12 protein-coding genes are annotated in these 14,679 nt (G+C 75.5%); 8 read left to right on the plus strand and 4 right to left on the minus strand.

The features are described 5' to 3' along the window. Nucleotides 1-15: 15 nt before the first annotated feature. Nucleotides 16-921 carry a TIGR01777 family oxidoreductase gene (locus BLS67_RS19600; protein ID WP_091248709.1) on the plus strand — a complete coding sequence of 302 codons (906 nt, stop codon included), beginning with the start codon at nucleotides 16-18 and terminating at the stop codon, nucleotides 919-921. A gap of 10 nt (nucleotides 922-931) precedes the next feature. On the opposite strand, the gene BLS67_RS19605 is transcribed toward BLS67_RS19600, so the two are convergent. After that, nucleotides 932-2,563, minus strand: coding sequence for a serine/threonine-protein kinase (locus tag BLS67_RS19605; RefSeq protein ID WP_091248711.1), 1,632 nt, complete (start codon nucleotides 2,561-2,563; stop codon nucleotides 932-934). 109 nt (nucleotides 2,564-2,672) lie between these two features. Between BLS67_RS19605 and BLS67_RS19610 the strand changes: the two genes are divergently transcribed. From BLS67_RS19610 to BLS67_RS19620, 3 genes are read left to right on the plus strand one after another with little or no spacing between them, the layout of a single operon-like run. Next, nucleotides 2,673-3,926, plus strand: a complete 1,254-nt coding sequence (locus tag BLS67_RS19610; protein ID WP_091248714.1) for an NAD(P)/FAD-dependent oxidoreductase — start codon at nucleotides 2,673-2,675, stop codon at nucleotides 3,924-3,926. 10 nt (nucleotides 3,927-3,936) lie between these two features. After that, complete coding sequence (gene lipB / locus BLS67_RS19615) at nucleotides 3,937-4,581, plus strand: lipoyl(octanoyl) transferase LipB (protein ID WP_091248717.1); 645 nt, start codon at nucleotides 3,937-3,939, stop codon at nucleotides 4,579-4,581. Then, a complete protein-coding gene (locus tag BLS67_RS19620) occupies nucleotides 4,578-4,958 on the plus strand; it encodes a PPOX class F420-dependent oxidoreductase (RefSeq protein WP_091248720.1) in 381 nt (126 codons plus the stop codon). Before lipB ends, BLS67_RS19620 begins: the two co-directional genes overlap by 4 nt. Nucleotides 4,959-5,049: 91 nt before the next feature. Here BLS67_RS19620 and leuS read toward each other — a convergent pair whose 3' ends face one another. Together leuS and BLS67_RS19630 are read right to left on the minus strand one after the other, a co-directional pair. Continuing rightward, a complete protein-coding gene (gene leuS / locus BLS67_RS19625; protein ID WP_091248722.1) occupies nucleotides 5,050-7,899 on the minus strand; it encodes a leucine--tRNA ligase in 2,850 nt (949 codons plus the stop codon). Between the two features lie 136 nt (nucleotides 7,900-8,035). Next, complete coding sequence (locus tag BLS67_RS19630; protein WP_091248725.1) at nucleotides 8,036-8,989, minus strand: helix-turn-helix transcriptional regulator; 954 nt, start codon at nucleotides 8,987-8,989, stop codon at nucleotides 8,036-8,038. Nucleotides 8,990-9,050: 61 nt separating this feature from the next. Here BLS67_RS19630 and BLS67_RS19635 point away from each other — a divergent pair, with 61 nt between their 5' ends. After that, nucleotides 9,051-9,635 (plus strand): TIGR03086 family metal-binding protein, encoded by a 585-nt coding sequence (locus BLS67_RS19635; RefSeq protein ID WP_091248728.1) that lies wholly within the window; start codon nucleotides 9,051-9,053, stop codon nucleotides 9,633-9,635. Nucleotides 9,636-9,714: 79 nt separating this feature from the next. Then, entirely contained in the window at nucleotides 9,715-11,169 is a 1,455-nt protein-coding gene (locus BLS67_RS19640) for a GGDEF domain-containing protein (RefSeq protein ID WP_091248730.1), read from the plus strand. A 4-nt stretch (nucleotides 11,170-11,173) separates the two neighbouring features. Here the strand turns inward: BLS67_RS19640 and BLS67_RS19645 are convergent, their stop codons facing one another. Then, entirely contained in the window at nucleotides 11,174-12,103 is a 930-nt protein-coding gene (locus BLS67_RS19645; protein WP_091248732.1) for an LLM class F420-dependent oxidoreductase, read from the minus strand. A gap of 110 nt (nucleotides 12,104-12,213) precedes the next feature. Between BLS67_RS19645 and BLS67_RS19650 the strand changes: the two genes are divergently transcribed. Both BLS67_RS19650 and lipA read left to right on the plus strand, forming a co-directional pair. Then, nucleotides 12,214-13,611 carry a hypothetical protein gene (locus BLS67_RS19650; protein ID WP_091248735.1) on the plus strand — a complete coding sequence of 466 codons (1,398 nt, stop codon included), beginning with the start codon at nucleotides 12,214-12,216 and terminating at the stop codon, nucleotides 13,609-13,611. A gap of 93 nt (nucleotides 13,612-13,704) precedes the next feature. Beyond that, nucleotides 13,705-14,649 (plus strand): lipoyl synthase, encoded by a 945-nt coding sequence (gene lipA, locus BLS67_RS19655; protein WP_091248737.1) that lies wholly within the window; start codon nucleotides 13,705-13,707, stop codon nucleotides 14,647-14,649. The last annotated feature ends 30 nt before the right edge of the window (nucleotides 14,650-14,679 follow it).

Raw genomic sequence — 14,679 nt, forward strand, 5'->3', positions numbered from 1 at the left:
GGAGGTCGACCACCCATGCACATCGCCGTGACCGGTTCCTCCGGCCTGGTCGGCACCGCGCTCGTCGCGGCGCTGCAGGCCGACGGGCACGACGTCCGCCGGCTGGTCCGACGGACGCCCCGCACCGCCGACGAGCACCGCTGGGACCCCCAGCACCACGAACTCGACCCGGGGGTGCTGGCCGACGTCGACGCCGTGGTCAACCTGGCCGGCGTGGGCATCGGCGACAAGCGCTGGACCGACCAGTACAAGCAGGAGGTCGTGGCCAGCCGGGTCGACAGCACCACCACCATCAGCTCGGCCCTCGCCCAGGCTGCCGCCGCCGACCCCGACCGCCCTCGGGTGCTGCTGTCCGCCTCGGCCGTCGGCTACTACGGCGACGGCGGCGACCGCGTGCTGGACGAGACGAGCCCGGCCGGCGAGGACTTCCTGGCCGACGTGTGCGTGCAGTGGGAGGCGGCGACCGGCCCCGCCGAGGCCGCGGGTGTCCGGGTGGCGCACCTGCGCACCGGACTGGTGCTCGGTCGCGGCGGGATGATGGCCAAGCTGCGGCCGCTGTTCACCCTGGGGGTGGGCGGCAAGCTCGGCTCCGGGCAGCAGTACTGGCCCTGGATCAGCCTGCGTGACGAGGTCGACGCGATCCGGTTCCTGCTGTCCGCCGACGTCTCGGGACCGGTCGACCTGACCGGCCCCGAACCGGTCACCAACGCCGTCTTCACCGAGGCCCTGGGGCGGGTCCTGCACCGCCCGACGCTGCTGCCCGTGCCGGGCTTCGCGCTCTCGCTGGTGCTGGGGGAGTTCGCGCAGCTCGGTGTGCTCGCCGGGCAGCGCGCCCTCCCCCGGGTGCTGATGGACGCCGGATTCACCTTCACCCACGGCGACGTCGAGTCCGCCCTGCGGTGGGCGGTCGACGCCGGCTGACCCGGCCCGCTCAGGCGACCAGCGCTGCGGACGCGATCCGCCACCCGTCCGCGGTGCTGACCACGGTCATCTCGACCGGGCGGTCGGGCTGCCCGGGCACCTCGGTGCGTCCCCCGGCCTCGTCGAGCACCCCGTAGGCCGGGACCCGCTCGGTGAGCTCGACCAGGTAGCCGCCGTCCACGGCGGCCGTCGACGTGACCGCGACGACCTCCGGGGAGAACCCGGCCAGCTGCTGGCCGGCCGACCGCAGCTCGGCCAGCCGCGCCGCGTCGGTGGTCAGCAGGGGGCTGTCGGCGGTGAAGACCCGGTCGAGGACCGCGGGGTCGCCCTCGGTGAAGGCGTCGGCCCGCTGCGCGTACAGGCCGGCCAGCAGGTCGCGCCACGCCGCCGCGGTGGCAGGGACCCCGGCCGGGTCCGCCGACGTCGGCTCCCCCGTGCTCGGCTCCCCCGCGCTCGACCCGCCGGCGGTCTCCGTCCCCGTGACGTCGCCGGAGGTCGTCTTGGCCGCGCTCGGCGCGCTCGACGCGGCACCGGTACGGGCAGCGGGCACCGTCGGGTCCGCCGTGCTCCCCCACCGGACACCCACCCACACCGAGCCGAGCAGCGCCGCCGCCACGGCGAGGACGACGGCGGCCCGGCGGACCACCCCGGGCGCCGCCACCGGGCGGTGTGCGAGCACCCGGGCCCAGCGGCCGGGGGTCTCCGGCGCGGCGTGCGCCCGGGGCGGCCGGCGGACCTGGTGGGTGAGCTCGGTCCGGGGGACCTGCCCGGTGCGGCCGAGGGCGGCGGGGTCGGTGCCGGGGGCCGGCAGGACGACGCGTTCGGGCCGGCAGGCGTGCCGCAGGTCGAGGGCGAAGGCCGCCGCGCTCCCGCGCAGGTGCGGGTACGGGGAGAGCCCCCGCTCGACGACGGCCACCAGGTCGGCCGGCGCCTCGGGGGCCAGCAGGGCCAGGTCGGGCACCTCCCCCGACGCGGCGACCACCAGGGTGTTGCCCGCGCCGGCGGCGTTCCAGGGCGGGATGCCGGTCAGCGCGTGGAAGGCCGCCGCGGCGACCCCGAAGACGTCGGACGCCGGACCGGCCGCGCCGCCGCGCGCCACCACCGGGTCGACGTAGGGCGGCGTGACCTCGCCGCCGCCCCGTTCGCCGATCACCCGGGCCACACCGAGGTCGGTCAGCACCGGGCGCCCCTCCTCGGTGAAGACCACGTTGCCCGGCGACAGGTCCCCGTGCACGATGCCGCGGTCGTGCACGTGGGCCAGCGCGGCGGCCACCGGCGCGATCGCCGTGACCACCTCCCCCGGCCGCAGACGCCCCCGCGCGGCCAGCAGCGCGGCCAGGCTGCCCCCGCCGAGCAGGTCGAGGACCAGGGCGACCTGGTCGCCGGAGGGGGTGCGGCGGCGCACGACCTGGTGCAGCCGGACGAGGTGCGGGTGGTCCAGCTCGGCGAGGAGACCGGCCTCGCGCACCTGCCGCTCGGGTTCCCCGCGCACCAGCACCTTGACCGCCACCGGCGGCCCACCCACCCGGGGGCGGGCCCGCCAGACCTCGCCGGTGCCGCCCCGGCCGAGGAGCTCCTCCAGCACGTAGCCGGGGACGACGGGGACGGCCCGGCGGGCGGGTTCGGCGTCGGCTGTGGGCACGGACCCGACGCTAGGGCCTCCACCGACTCCGACCCCGAGTTGTCCACAGGGCCCGGGTCGGTCCACAGCTCACCGGGTCGCCGTCGGCACCGGGCCGTAGGTTCGGGTCATGCCGCTCCCCGCCCGCGCCGAGGTCGTCGTCGTCGGGGCCGGTCTGGCCGGGTTGTCCGCGGCCACCCGGCTGGCCGCCGCCGGGCGCGACGTCCACCTCGTCGAGGCCGCCGACCACCCCGGAGGCCGGCTGAGCACGCAGCGCATCGACGGCTTCACCGTCGACCGCGGGTTCCAGGTGCTCAACACCGGCTACCCGCGCGCCGCCGACCTCGACCTGGCCGCGCTCGACCTGGGCTGGTTCTGGACCGGGGCCGTGGTGCGCGTCGACGGGCGTCCGCACCGCGTCGTCGACCCCCGGCAGCACCCCTCGACCCTGCCCGGCACGGTGCGCGCACCCGTCGGGAACCTGCTGCAGGAGGCGGCCCTCGGGTTGTTCTCCGCGCGGGCCGGCTACCTGCCCGTCGACCGCCTGCTGGCCGCACCCGAGCGGTCGGCCGAGGAGGCGCTGCGCCGGGCCCGGGTCGGCGAGGTCGCGATCGAGCGGTTCCTCCGGCCGTTCCTGTCCGGGGTCCTGCTGGAGGCCGAGCTGACCACCTCGAGCCGGTACCTCGACCTGCTCTGGCGCAGCTTCGTCCGCGGGCGCATCGGCCTGCCCGCCCGCGGCATGCAGTCGGTGGGCGAGCAGCTGGCCGACCGGCTCCCGGCCCACGCACGCCACCTGGGCACCGAGGTCATCGCCGTCACCGGCACGACGGTCCGCACCGCGGCCGGTGAGACCCGGGCCGACGCCGTGGTGGTGGCCACCGACCCGGGCACGGCGTCCCGGCTGCTGCCCTCGGTCAGCGCCTCGGCACCCCGGCAGGTCACCACCCACCTGCACGTGCTGCCCGCCTCGCCGTGGGAGGCGCCGCTCATCGTGCTGGGCACGCCCGGCGGCCGGTTGGTCAACTCGGTGGTGGTCAGCGACGCGCAGCCCGCCTACAGCCCCGACGGCCGAGCCCTCGTGGCGTCGTCCACCCTGGCGCCGACCACCGAGGCGCAGGTGCGCGAGGAGGTGGCCCGGGCGCAGGGGGTCGCCACCGGCGACCTGGCGCACCTGACCAGCGTCACGGTGACCGGGGCCCAGCCCGCCGTGCAGCCGCCGCTGCAGCTGCGCCGTCCGGTCGACCTGGGTGAGGGCCTGTTCGTCTGCGGTGACCACCGCGACACCCCCTCCATCCAGGGGGCCATGGCCAGCGGTGCCCGCGCCGCCCGGGCCGTGCTCCACCGGCTGACCGGGTCGGTCCCCTCCGGCGGGCAGCGGGCCTAGGCTGGACGCCGTGACCGAGCTGCAGGTGATCCGGGCGGGCCTCGTCGACTACCAGGAGGCGTGGGACCGCCAGCGCGAGCTGCACGCGGCGCGGGTGGCCGGCACGGGCCCCGACACCATGCTGCTGCTCGAGCACCCGCCGGTCTACACCGCGGGCAAGCGCACCGAGCCGCACGAGCGGCCCCAGGACGGCACCCCGGTGGTCGACGTCGACCGCGGCGGCAAGATCACCTGGCACGGGCCCGGGCAGCTGGTCGGCTACCCGATCGTGAAGCTGGCCGGGCAGCTCGACGTCGTCGCGCACGTCCGCCGGCTGGAGGTGGCCCTGATCGCGGTCTGCGACCGGTTCGGCGTGGCCACCGAGCAGGTCGAGGGCCGCAGCGGCGCGTGGGTGCGGGCGGACTCCCGCGGCCCCGACCGCAAGATCGCCGCCATCGGCGTCCGGGTGGCCCGCGGGGTGACGATGCACGGCTTCGCGCTCAACTGCGACCCCGACCTCACCGCCGGCTTCGGCGGCATCATCCCGTGCGGCATCGTCGACGCCGGGGTCACCTCGCTGACCGCCGAGCTGGGCCGCGACGTCCCGGTGTCCGAGGTGGTGGACGCCGTCGAGCAGGAGATGCGCGCCGTCCTCACCCCGGTCCTGGCGTCGTGACCGCACTCCCGACCACCCGCTACGTCAGCCTGACCACCTTCCGGAAGTCCGGCGCCGCCGTCCCCACGCCGGTCTGGGCGGCCCCCGACGGCGCCGACCTCGTGGTCTGGACCCGCGCCGACTCCGGCAAGGTGAAGCGGCTGCGGCACACGTCGCGGGTGACGGTGGCGCCCTGCGACGTGCGGGGGAACCTGCAGGGTGAGCCGGTCGACGCGCTGGCCCGGTTGCTGCCGCCGCAGGAGTGGCGGACAGCGATCGCCCCGCTGGCCCGGAAGTACGGCTGGCAGTGGCGGATCACCTACGGCGCCGGCCGGCTGGTCGGCCTGCTCCGCCGCCAGGAGCGTCGCGCCATGATCCGCATCTCGCCCGCGAGCTGACCTCCTCCCCCGGAGTCCGTCCCCCTCCACGAGAGCTGGTGGAGGAGGACGGACGATGATCAGGGGCCCTGATCATCGCTGCGGCGCGGCGCTAGTTCGCGACGACGTTGACCAGACGGCCGGGGACGGCGATCACCTTGCGCACCGTCTTGCCGTCCAGCAGCTCCACGATGCGCGGGTCGGCCAGCGCAGCCGCCTCCAGGCCCGCGGCGTCGACGTCGGCGGGCACGTCCAGCTGGGCCCGCACCTTGCCGTTGACCTGCACCGCGATCTGCACCGTGTCGTCGACCAGGTAGGCCGGGTCGGCCACCGGGAACTCGGCCCAGGCGGACGACGACGAGTGGCCCAGCCGCGACCACAGCTCCTCGGCCAGGTGCGGGGCCAGCGGCGCGACCAGCAGGGTCAACCACTCGCACACCTGCCGCGGCACGGGCCCGGACTGCCCGTAGGCCTGGGTCAGGTGGTTGGTCAGCTCGGTGATCCGGGCGATGGCGATGTTGAACCGCAGCGTGGTCATGCCGTCGCGCACGCCGTCGACCGCCCGGTGCAGGGCCTTCAGCGTGTCGGTGGTCGCCTCGACGTCGGCGGCCCGCACCTCACCGGTCACCTCGTCGACCACGACCCGCCAGATGCGCTGCAGCAGGCGCTGCGAGCCGACGACGGCCTTGGTCTCCCACGGCCGCGACTGCTCCAGCGGGCCGGTGGACATCTCGTAGACCCGGAAGGTGTCCGCGCCGTAGGCCGCCGTCATCTCGTCGGGGGTGACGACGTTCTTCAGGCTCTTGCCCATCTTCCCGTACTCGCGGTCGACGGGGGCGCCCTCGAAGAAGTACCCGCCGTCGCGCTCGACGACCTCGGCGGCGGGCACGTGGAAGCCCCGCGCGTCGGTGTAGGCGTAGGCCGAGATGTAGCCCTGGTTCACCAGCCGGCGGAAGGGCTCCTCGGAGGAGACGTGGCCCAGGTCGAACAGCACCTTGTGCCAGAACCGGGCGTACAGCAGGTGCAGCACCGCGTGCTCGACGCCGCCGACGTACAGGTCGACCCCGCCGACGTCGCCCTCGCCGCGCGGGCCCATCCAGTAGGCCTCCAGCTCGGGGTCGACGAAGCGCTCGTCGTTGCCCGGGTCCAGGTAGCGCAGGTAGTACCAGCAGGAGCCGGCCCAGTTGGGCATCGTGTTGGTCTCGCGGCGGTAGGTGCGCGGTCCGTCGCCCAGGTCCAGCTCGACCGTCGTCCACTCGGTGGCCCGGGACAACGGCGGCTCGGGTGCCGAGGTGGCGTCGTCGTCGGCGAAGGTCGTGGGCGAGTAGTCGTCGACGTCGGGCAGCAGCACCGGCAGCTGCGCGGCGGGGACGGCGACCGGCAGGTCGGCGTCCGGGCCGTCGACGGCGTACACGACCGGGAACGGCTCACCCCAGTAGCGCTGCCGGCTGAACAGCCAGTCGCGCAGCTTGTAGGTGGTGGTGGCCTCGCCGTGGCCGCCGGCGACCAGCCAGTCGGTGGCCGCGGCGATGGCGGCGGGCTTGTCCAGCCCGTCCAGGGACAGCTGCTCGTTCGAGCTGTTGATCATGGCGCCGGAGCCGGTGAAGGCCCCGCCGTCCCAGCCCGCCGGCGGCTGCACGGTGCGGACGACGTCCAGCCCGAACGCGGCGGCGAAGTCCCAGTCGCGGGTGTCCTCGCCGGGCACGCCCATGATCGCGCCGGTGCCGTAGCCGGTCAGCACGTAGTCGGCGACGAACACCGGCAGCTCACGGCCGGTCAGCGGGTTGGTGGCGTACGCGCCGGTCCAGACACCGGTCTTGTCCCGGCCCTCGGCCTGCCGGTCCAGCTCGGACCGACGCGACGCCTGCAGCTGGTAGGCCGCGACCGCCTCGGCAGGGGTGTCCGCGCCGCCGGTCCACCGATCGTCGGTGCCCGGGGCCCACGCGTCGGCGGTCAGCGACTCGACCAGCGGGTGCTCGGGGGCCAGCACCAGGTACGTGGCGCCGAACAGGGTGTCCGGCCGGGTGGTGAAGACCTCGATGTCGCCGAAGCGGATCCGGGCGCCGGTCGAGCGGCCGATCCAGTTGCGCTGCATCTGCTTCAGCGAGTCCGACCAGTCCAGCCGGTCCAGGTCGGTCAGCAGCCGCTCGGAGTAGGCGGTGATCCGCATCATCCACTGGGTCAGCGGGCGACGGAAGACGGGGAAGTTGCCGCGCTCGGAGCGGCCGTCGGCGGTGACCTCCTCGTTGCTCAGCACGGTGCCCAGCCCGGGGCACCAGTTCACCGGCGCCTGGTTCAGGTAGGCCAGCCGGTGGGCGTCGACGACCCGGCGACGCTCGACGTCGTCCAGGTCGGCCCAGGTGCGCCCCGCGGGCAGCGTCCCCGGGGCGGGCTCACGCCCGGCGTCCAGCTCGGTGACCAGCTCCTCGATGGGCCGCGCCCTGCCGGCGACGTCGTCGAACCAGGCACCGAAGATCTGGGTGAAGATCCACTGGGTCCACCGGTAGTAGCCCGGGTCGATGGTGGCGAAGGTGCGGCGGGTGTCGTGGTCGACGCCCAGCCGGCGCAGCTGCGCCGAGATCGCCTCGATGTTGGCCTCGGTGGTGACGCGGGGGTGCTGCCCGGTCTGCACCGCGTACTGCTCGGCCGGCAGCCCGAAGGCGTCGAAGCCCATCGGGTGCAGCACGTTGTGCCCGTCCATGCGCAGGAACCGGCTGGTCACGTCGGTGCCCAGGTAGCCCAGCGGGTGCCCGACGTGCAGCCCGGCACCCGAGGGGTACGGGAACATGTCCATCAGGAACGCCTTCGGCCGGTCGGCGACGCGGTCGAACCCCTCGCTGAGCGTGCCGGTGGGGTTCGGCGTGCGGAAGGTGCCCTCGGCCTCCCAGCGGTCCTGCCAGGCCAGCTCGATCTGCTGCGCCAGCTCCGGGGTGTACCGGTGGGCGGGGACGGTGTCGCTCATGGTCGGTGCTCCTGGGGTGCCGGTGCCGGTGGGTGGGCATGAAAAAACCCCTCACGCAGGAGGGGTCGCCGTGCTGACGCTGGGGGTGCGGTCAGCACGGCCTCGGAAGGAGCAGTCCACCGGACACGCTGCGAGGTTACCCCGGACCGGGGCCCGACCCGTACCGGGAATGCAGGTCGTCGGCCAGCCGGCGCAGCTGCGCGCGGGCGGCGGGGTCGGCGAACTCCAGCGCGGTGCCGAAACCGGCCAGCTCCAGCGCGACGAGCTCGGCCACGGGGCCCAGGACGACGACCGGCACCCGCCCGTCCGGCGCCGACCCGTCCTCCTCGACCAACCGGTGGGCCAGGACCCTCCGCAGCCGGGGCAGCACCCGCGGGTCGACGAGCACCCGCGTGCGCTCGACGTGCCGCTGCTGCTCGAACTCACCGCGCCGCACCGCCCAGGCCCGGCGGAGGTCGAACCCCTCGGGTCGGGCGGCCGGGGCGCCCGTGGGCCGCACGCCGGTCACGCGGTCCAGCCGGAAGGTCCGCTCCCCCGCGGGGGTGCCGGCCAGCAGGTACCAGGTGCCGTCCTTGCTCACCAGGCCGAGCGGGTCGACGACCCGCGTCGTGGCCCCCGTGCGGCCCCGGTGGTCCAGCTCGACCTGCTCGCCGTCGACCACGGCCCGCAGCAGCGGCGCCAACGACGGCGGGTCCGCGCGCGGCCGGGCGCCCCAGGACGCGGTGTCGACCAGCACCGCGTCGGCCGCCCGCTCGGCGTCGGCCCGCCACCGGGCCGGCAGCGCGGCCAGCAGCTTGCGGATACCGGCGCGGGCGGCCGGACCCCCGTCCCCGGTGCCGAGGCCGACGAACAGGGCCTGCGCCTCCCCCGCGGTCAGCCCGGTGAGGTCGGTCCGGGCGCCGCCGACCAGCGACCAGCCCCCGCCCCGGCCGGCGCTGCTGTACACCGGCACCCCGGCCAGCGCCAGGGCCTCGAGGTCGCGGCGGGCCGTGCGGGGCGAGATCTCCAGCTCGGCGGCCACCTGGCCGGCGGTGACCGTGCCGCGCCGCTGCAGGAGCAGGAGGACGGCGATCAACCGGTCGGCGCGCACCGCAGCAGTGTGCGCCCAGAAGTGGCCAGAGGATGGCCACTTCACCGGCGACGGTGACCCCATGACCTCCACCAGCGACCCCCGACCCGCCTTCACCGCCGCCACCCGGGCCACGCTCGACGTGGTCCTCGACCTCCCGGTCGACGCCCTCCACCGGCCGACGCCCTGCGCCGAGCTCGACGTCTCGGACCTCCGCGGTCACCTGCTCACCGTGTTCCGCCGGGTCGCCCACGTCGGCCGCGGCGGCGCGCCGTTCGACGTCCCCCAGGTCCCGGCCCCCGTCGACGACCTGGACGACGCCCTGCGGGTGGCCGCGGACGACGCCCTCGCGGTGTGGGCCGACCCGGCCCTGCTGACCCGCGAGCTGCAGCACCCGGCCGGCACCCTGCCCGGCGCGGCGCTGCTGGCCACCTACGTGGGCGAGCTGGTCACCCACGCCTGGGACGTCGGCGTGGCCGTCGGCCGCCCGGTGGTCGTGGCCGACGACGTCGTGGCCGTGGGCTCGGCCGCGAGCCACCAGCTCCTGCCCCCCGGAGAGCGGCCCCCCGGGTTCCCGTTCGGCCCCGAGGTCGACGCCCCCGCCGACGCGACGCCGCTGGAGGCCCTGGTGGCCTGGCAGGGCCGCGATCCGCGGTGGACGGCCTGACCCCGCAACGATCACCCCGTGGGGGCAGGCGCGGGCCGGGCAGTTCCGGTGCGGCCATTCCGGTACCGATAGGGCCTGCATGCGCACAGCTGTGCTGGGACCACGCCCGCGGATCCGGACGGCCCTCGTGATCGGCCTGGGGTACGCCACCGCGGTGGTCGCGGTGCCCGACGCGTCCTGGCGGCCGGCGGCCGGAGCGGCCGTCACCCTCGTGCTGCACGTCCTCGCCGTCGTCTCGTGCCTGGTCGCCGCACGGCGCGAGCCGGACGAGCGCGTGGTGTGGTGGGCGGTGGCCACGACCTTCGCGATGAACCTGGTCGGTTCGGCGGTCGCCGTCGTGGAGTCCGAACTCGGCGACCCGCCGTTCCCGTCCGCGGCCGACGTCTGGTGGCTGGCGGCCTACCCGTCGCTCGCGGTGGGCATCCTGGGGCTCTACCGCTCCCGCGTCGCCGCACGCGGCCTCAGCACCTGGCTGGACGCGGCCACGGCCGGCCTGGGTGCGGCGGCGGTGGCCGCGGCCGCCTACGCCGTCGTCCCCCAGCACGGCAACCGGCTCGGTGACCTGGGTACGGCGGTCGCGCTGAGCTACCCCAGCGCCGACCTGGTCCTGCTGAGCCTCGCGATCGGCCTGGTCTCCGTCGCCGGCCGACGAGCCGACCACGTCGTCCTCCTCATGTCCGTCGTGCTGTTCACCAAGACCGTCGGCGACCTCGCCCTCGCCACGACCCAGACCACGGGCGGGACCGGGTCCGGGGTGCTGGCCGAGATCTGCTTCGTCGTCGCCACCGCGCTGGGCACGGTCACCGCGGACCGCGCCGGCCGGCGCGACCGTCGGGTCCCGGCCGCCCCCGTGCTGCGTGCCGCGCTGACCCCGGTGCTGGGCACGGTGGCCGGGCTCTGCGTGCTGTCGGCCACCTGGGGGGACGGCCGGGCCACGGTGGCCGAGGCCCTCGCCCTCGGCTGCCTGGCCGCCGCGGTGGCGCGCTCGGCCCTGGGTGTGCGCGACGCGGAACGGTTCCGCGAGATCCACCGGCTGGCGTCCACCGACGAGCTCACCGGTCTGCCCAACCGGCGCGCCTTCCTGGCCGTCGCGGAGACGCTGCTCGACGACGGCCGGCCCGTCGGGATCCTGCTGCTCGACCTCGACGGCTTCAAGGCCATCAACGACGGCCTCGGCCACGCCGCCGGGGACGACGTCCTCCTGCACGTCGCAGGAGCCCTCTCCGACACCGTCAGGACGGGGTGCACCCCGGCCCGGCTCGGCGGCGACGAGTTCGCGGTCCTGGTGCCCGACGCCGACCTGGCGGCGACCCGGGCGGTGGCCGCGGCCCTGGAGGCATCCGTCACCCGCCCCGTGCCCACCTCCGGGACCTCGGTCCGGGTCGGGGTCAGCATCGGGGCGGCCGCGGCGCACGGGGCCGGTACCGGCGCCGTGGACCTGCTGCGCGCGGCCGACCTGGCCATGTACGACGTCAAGCGCTCGCACCACGGGACCGGCGCCGAGGCCCCGGTCCTGCCGTCGGGCGCCGGCTGAGGGATCAGCCCAGCTGCGGTGCCACCTGCCCGGCGACGAGGTCGAGGTGGTCGAGGTCGGCGAGGTCGAGCACCTGCAGGTAGACGCGGGTGGCCCCGGCCTCGGCGAACCGGCCCAGGGTGTCCACCGCCTGCGCCGGTGAGCCGGCGACCCCGTTCGCGACCAGCTCGTCGACGTCCCGGCCGATCGCGGCCGCCCGCCGGGCGAGCTCGGCGTCCGAGGACCCGACGCAGAGCACCAGGGCGGAGCTGAGCACCAGGGACGCCGGGTCGCGGTCGACGGCGGTGCAGGCCGCGCGGACCCGGTCGAACAGGACGGCGGCGTCGGCCGCCGAGGCGAACGGGGTGTTGAACTCGGTGGCGTAGCGGGCGGCCAGGGCCGGCGTCCGCTCCTTGCCCCGGCCACCGACCAGCACCGGGATGCCGCCGGCCTGGACCGGCTTGGGCAACGCCGGGGAGTCGACCACCGTGTAGTGCTCGCCGTCGAAGGAGAAGGTCTCGCCCGGCGGCGTCGACCACAGCCCGGTGACGACGGCGAGCTGCTCGGCGTAGCGGTCGAAGCGCTCGCGCAGCGACGGGAAGGGGATGCCGTAGGCGGTGTGCTCGGCCTCGAACCACCCCGAGCCCAGACCCAGCTCCACCCGACCACCGCTCATCTGGTCCACCTGCGCAACCGAGATGGCCAGCGGTCCGGGGAGCCGGAACGTGCCCGCGGTCATCAGGGTGCCCAGCCGGATGGTGCTGGTCTCCCGGGCGAGCCCCGCGAGGGTCAGCCAGGCGTCGGTGGGCCCGGGCAGGCCGTCGCCACCCATCGCGAGGTAGTGGTCGGAGCGGAAGAAGGCGTCGAAACCCGTCTCCTCGGCCCGGCGGGCCACCGCGAGCAGGTCGTCGTAGGTCGCGCCCTGCTGGGGCTCGGTGAACACGCGCAGCTGCATGGCCCCAGGCTGGCACGGACGGCGCCGCCGGTCACACCTGCGTGCTCGGGGTGTGGGGCGGACCCGGAGCGGGCAGGATGGCCCGAGACGATCAACTCGGAGGTGCGTTCGTGTTCCGCAAGAAGAGCCATGCCCAGGTCATCGGCGCCGAACTGCAGGAGGGCCTCGCGCACATCGGGTCCGCGGTGAGCGAGGCGGGTCGCGCCACGGCCGAGCAGCTCGGCCCGCGGTACGAGGCCGCCGCGAAGTCGGCCCAGAAGACGCTCGAGAAGGACGTCGCCCCCCGTCTGGAGGCCGCCGTCGCCGCCGTGGGCCCCCGGTTGGAGGCGGCCCGCGACGCGCTCGAGCCGCGCCTCGAGGCTGCCCAGAAGTCGCTCGCCCCGCAGCTGAAGAACGCCCAGAAGGTCTACGAGAAGGACGTCGTCCCGCGCCTGGAGGCCGCCCGCGACGCCGCCGCCTCGGGTGTGGCCACCGCCGTCGCCACCGCCGGCCCCAAGCTGGCCGAGGCCCGCGACGCCGCCGGCCCCCGGATCGAGGCCGCGGCGAAGAACGCGCAGAAGACCTTCGAGAAGGACCTCGCCCCCCGGGTGCAGGCCGCCGTGCAGCCACGCCTGGAGGCCGCCCGCGACGCCGCCGCACCGGCGCTGCACAACGCCAAGGGCAGCCTGGTCGCCACGCTCGAGACCGCCCGCGGTGAGCTCGAGGCCCGCCGCTCCGAGCTCACCTCGGCCGCGGCCGCCGCCGGCGGCACCGTGGCCGCCGCCGCGGAGCAGAGCGGCAAGACCACCCGCAGGGCCCGGAAGAAGGCGGCCAAGAAGGCCGAGCAGCTGCAGAAGGACGCCGCCGAGCGCGCCAAGGCCGTCAAGAAGCAGGCCTCGTCGGCCCGCTCCGACGCCGCTGCGGCCGCCGAGGCCGCCCGCGACCAGGCCGCTGCCCGGGTCGCCGAGCTGCGCTCAGCCGCCGAGACCAACCGCAAGGCGGTCTCCAAGAAGGCCGACAAGCTGTCCCGCAAGGCCGAGAAGCGCCGCAAGGAGCTGGCCAAGGCGGCTCACAAGGCGACCAAGGACACCCGCAAGCAGGTCGCCGCCACCTCCACCTCGGTGAAGCGCACCGTCGGCATCGAGAAGAAGCCGCGTCGCTGGCCGTGGCTGCTCGTCGCCCTCGGCGTCGGCGGCGCGGTGTTCGCCGTCGTCCGCCGGTCCACCGCCGCGGACGACCCGTGGACCCCCGCACCCACCGGCGACGGCCCGGTGCCCACCTACCGGGAGGACCCCGTGCCCACCACCGAGAACCCGTCCGACCCCTCGACCACCAAGACCGACGGCGGCCAGGCCGTCTCGACCGCCGAGGACGCCGCCGGCGACGCCACCCCCGAGAGCACCGACCTGGGCTGGCGGGACGGCAACCACCACGACGCCCAGTCCACCTCCCCCGACGGCGCGCCGCAGGTGAACACGGTTCCCAGCGAGGAGACCCTCGACAAGCCCCCGCTGGGCCGCGAGAACTGACGCAGCAGCATCGTGACGAGGGGCACCCCGGGACTCCCCGGGGTGCCCCTCGTGGCATCTCCTGACCGGGCGCACAGGCGTACCGTGGAGATCATGAGCGCCCCGATCGAGCCGGCCGGCCGCAAGATGCTGCGCCTGGAGGTCCGCAACTCCCAGACCCCGATCGAGCGCAAGCCCGAGTGGATCAAGACCCGCCTCAAGACGGGGCCCGAGTACACCGAGCTGAAGTCGCTGGTCAAGCGCGAGGGCCTGCACACGGTGTGCGAGTCCGCGGGGTGCCCCAACATCTACGAGTGCTGGGAGGACCGCGAGGCCACCTTCCTCATCGGCGGCGACCAGTGCACCCGGCGGTGCGACTTCTGCCAGATCGACACCGGCAAGCCCGCGGACTTCGACCGCGACGAGCCCCGCCGGGTCGGCGAGAGCGTGGCGAGCATGGCGCTGAAGTACGCCACGATCACCGGGGTCGCCCGCGACGACCTCGAGGACGGCGGCGCCTGGCTGTACGCCGAGACCGTCCGCCAGATCAAGGCGCAGGTCCCCGGCTGCGGCGTCGAGCTGCTGATCCCCGACTTCAACGCCGACCCCGACCAGCTGGCCGAGGTCTTCTCCTCGCGCCCCGAGGTGCTCGCGCACAACGTCGAGACCGTGCCGCGCATCTTCAAGCGCATCCGGCCCGGTTTCCGCTTCGAGCGCTCGCTGGCGGTCATCACCGCCGCTCGCGAGGCCGGCCTGGTCACCAAGTCCAACCTGATCCTGGGCATGGGCGAGGAGCCGCACGAGGTCACCGAGACCATGCAGGCCCTGCACGACGCCGGGTGCGACCTGCTCACCATCACCCAGTACCTGCGCCCCAGCCCCCGGCACCACCCCGTCGTCCGCTGGGTGAAGCCGCAGGAGTTCGTCGACTTCGCCGCGCAGGCCGAGCAGATCGGCTTCCCCGGCGTGCTGGCCGGTCCGCTGGTCCGCAGCTCCTACCGCGCCGGTCGGCTCTACCAGCAGGCCGTCACGGCGCGCGGGCTCACCCCCGCCGTCTGAGGCGCGGCGTCGGCGTCCGGGGGCCGTATC

Source organism: Klenkia soli (genome assembly GCF_900103975.1).
GTDB classification, from domain to species: domain Bacteria; phylum Actinomycetota; class Actinomycetes; order Mycobacteriales; family Geodermatophilaceae; genus Klenkia; species Klenkia soli.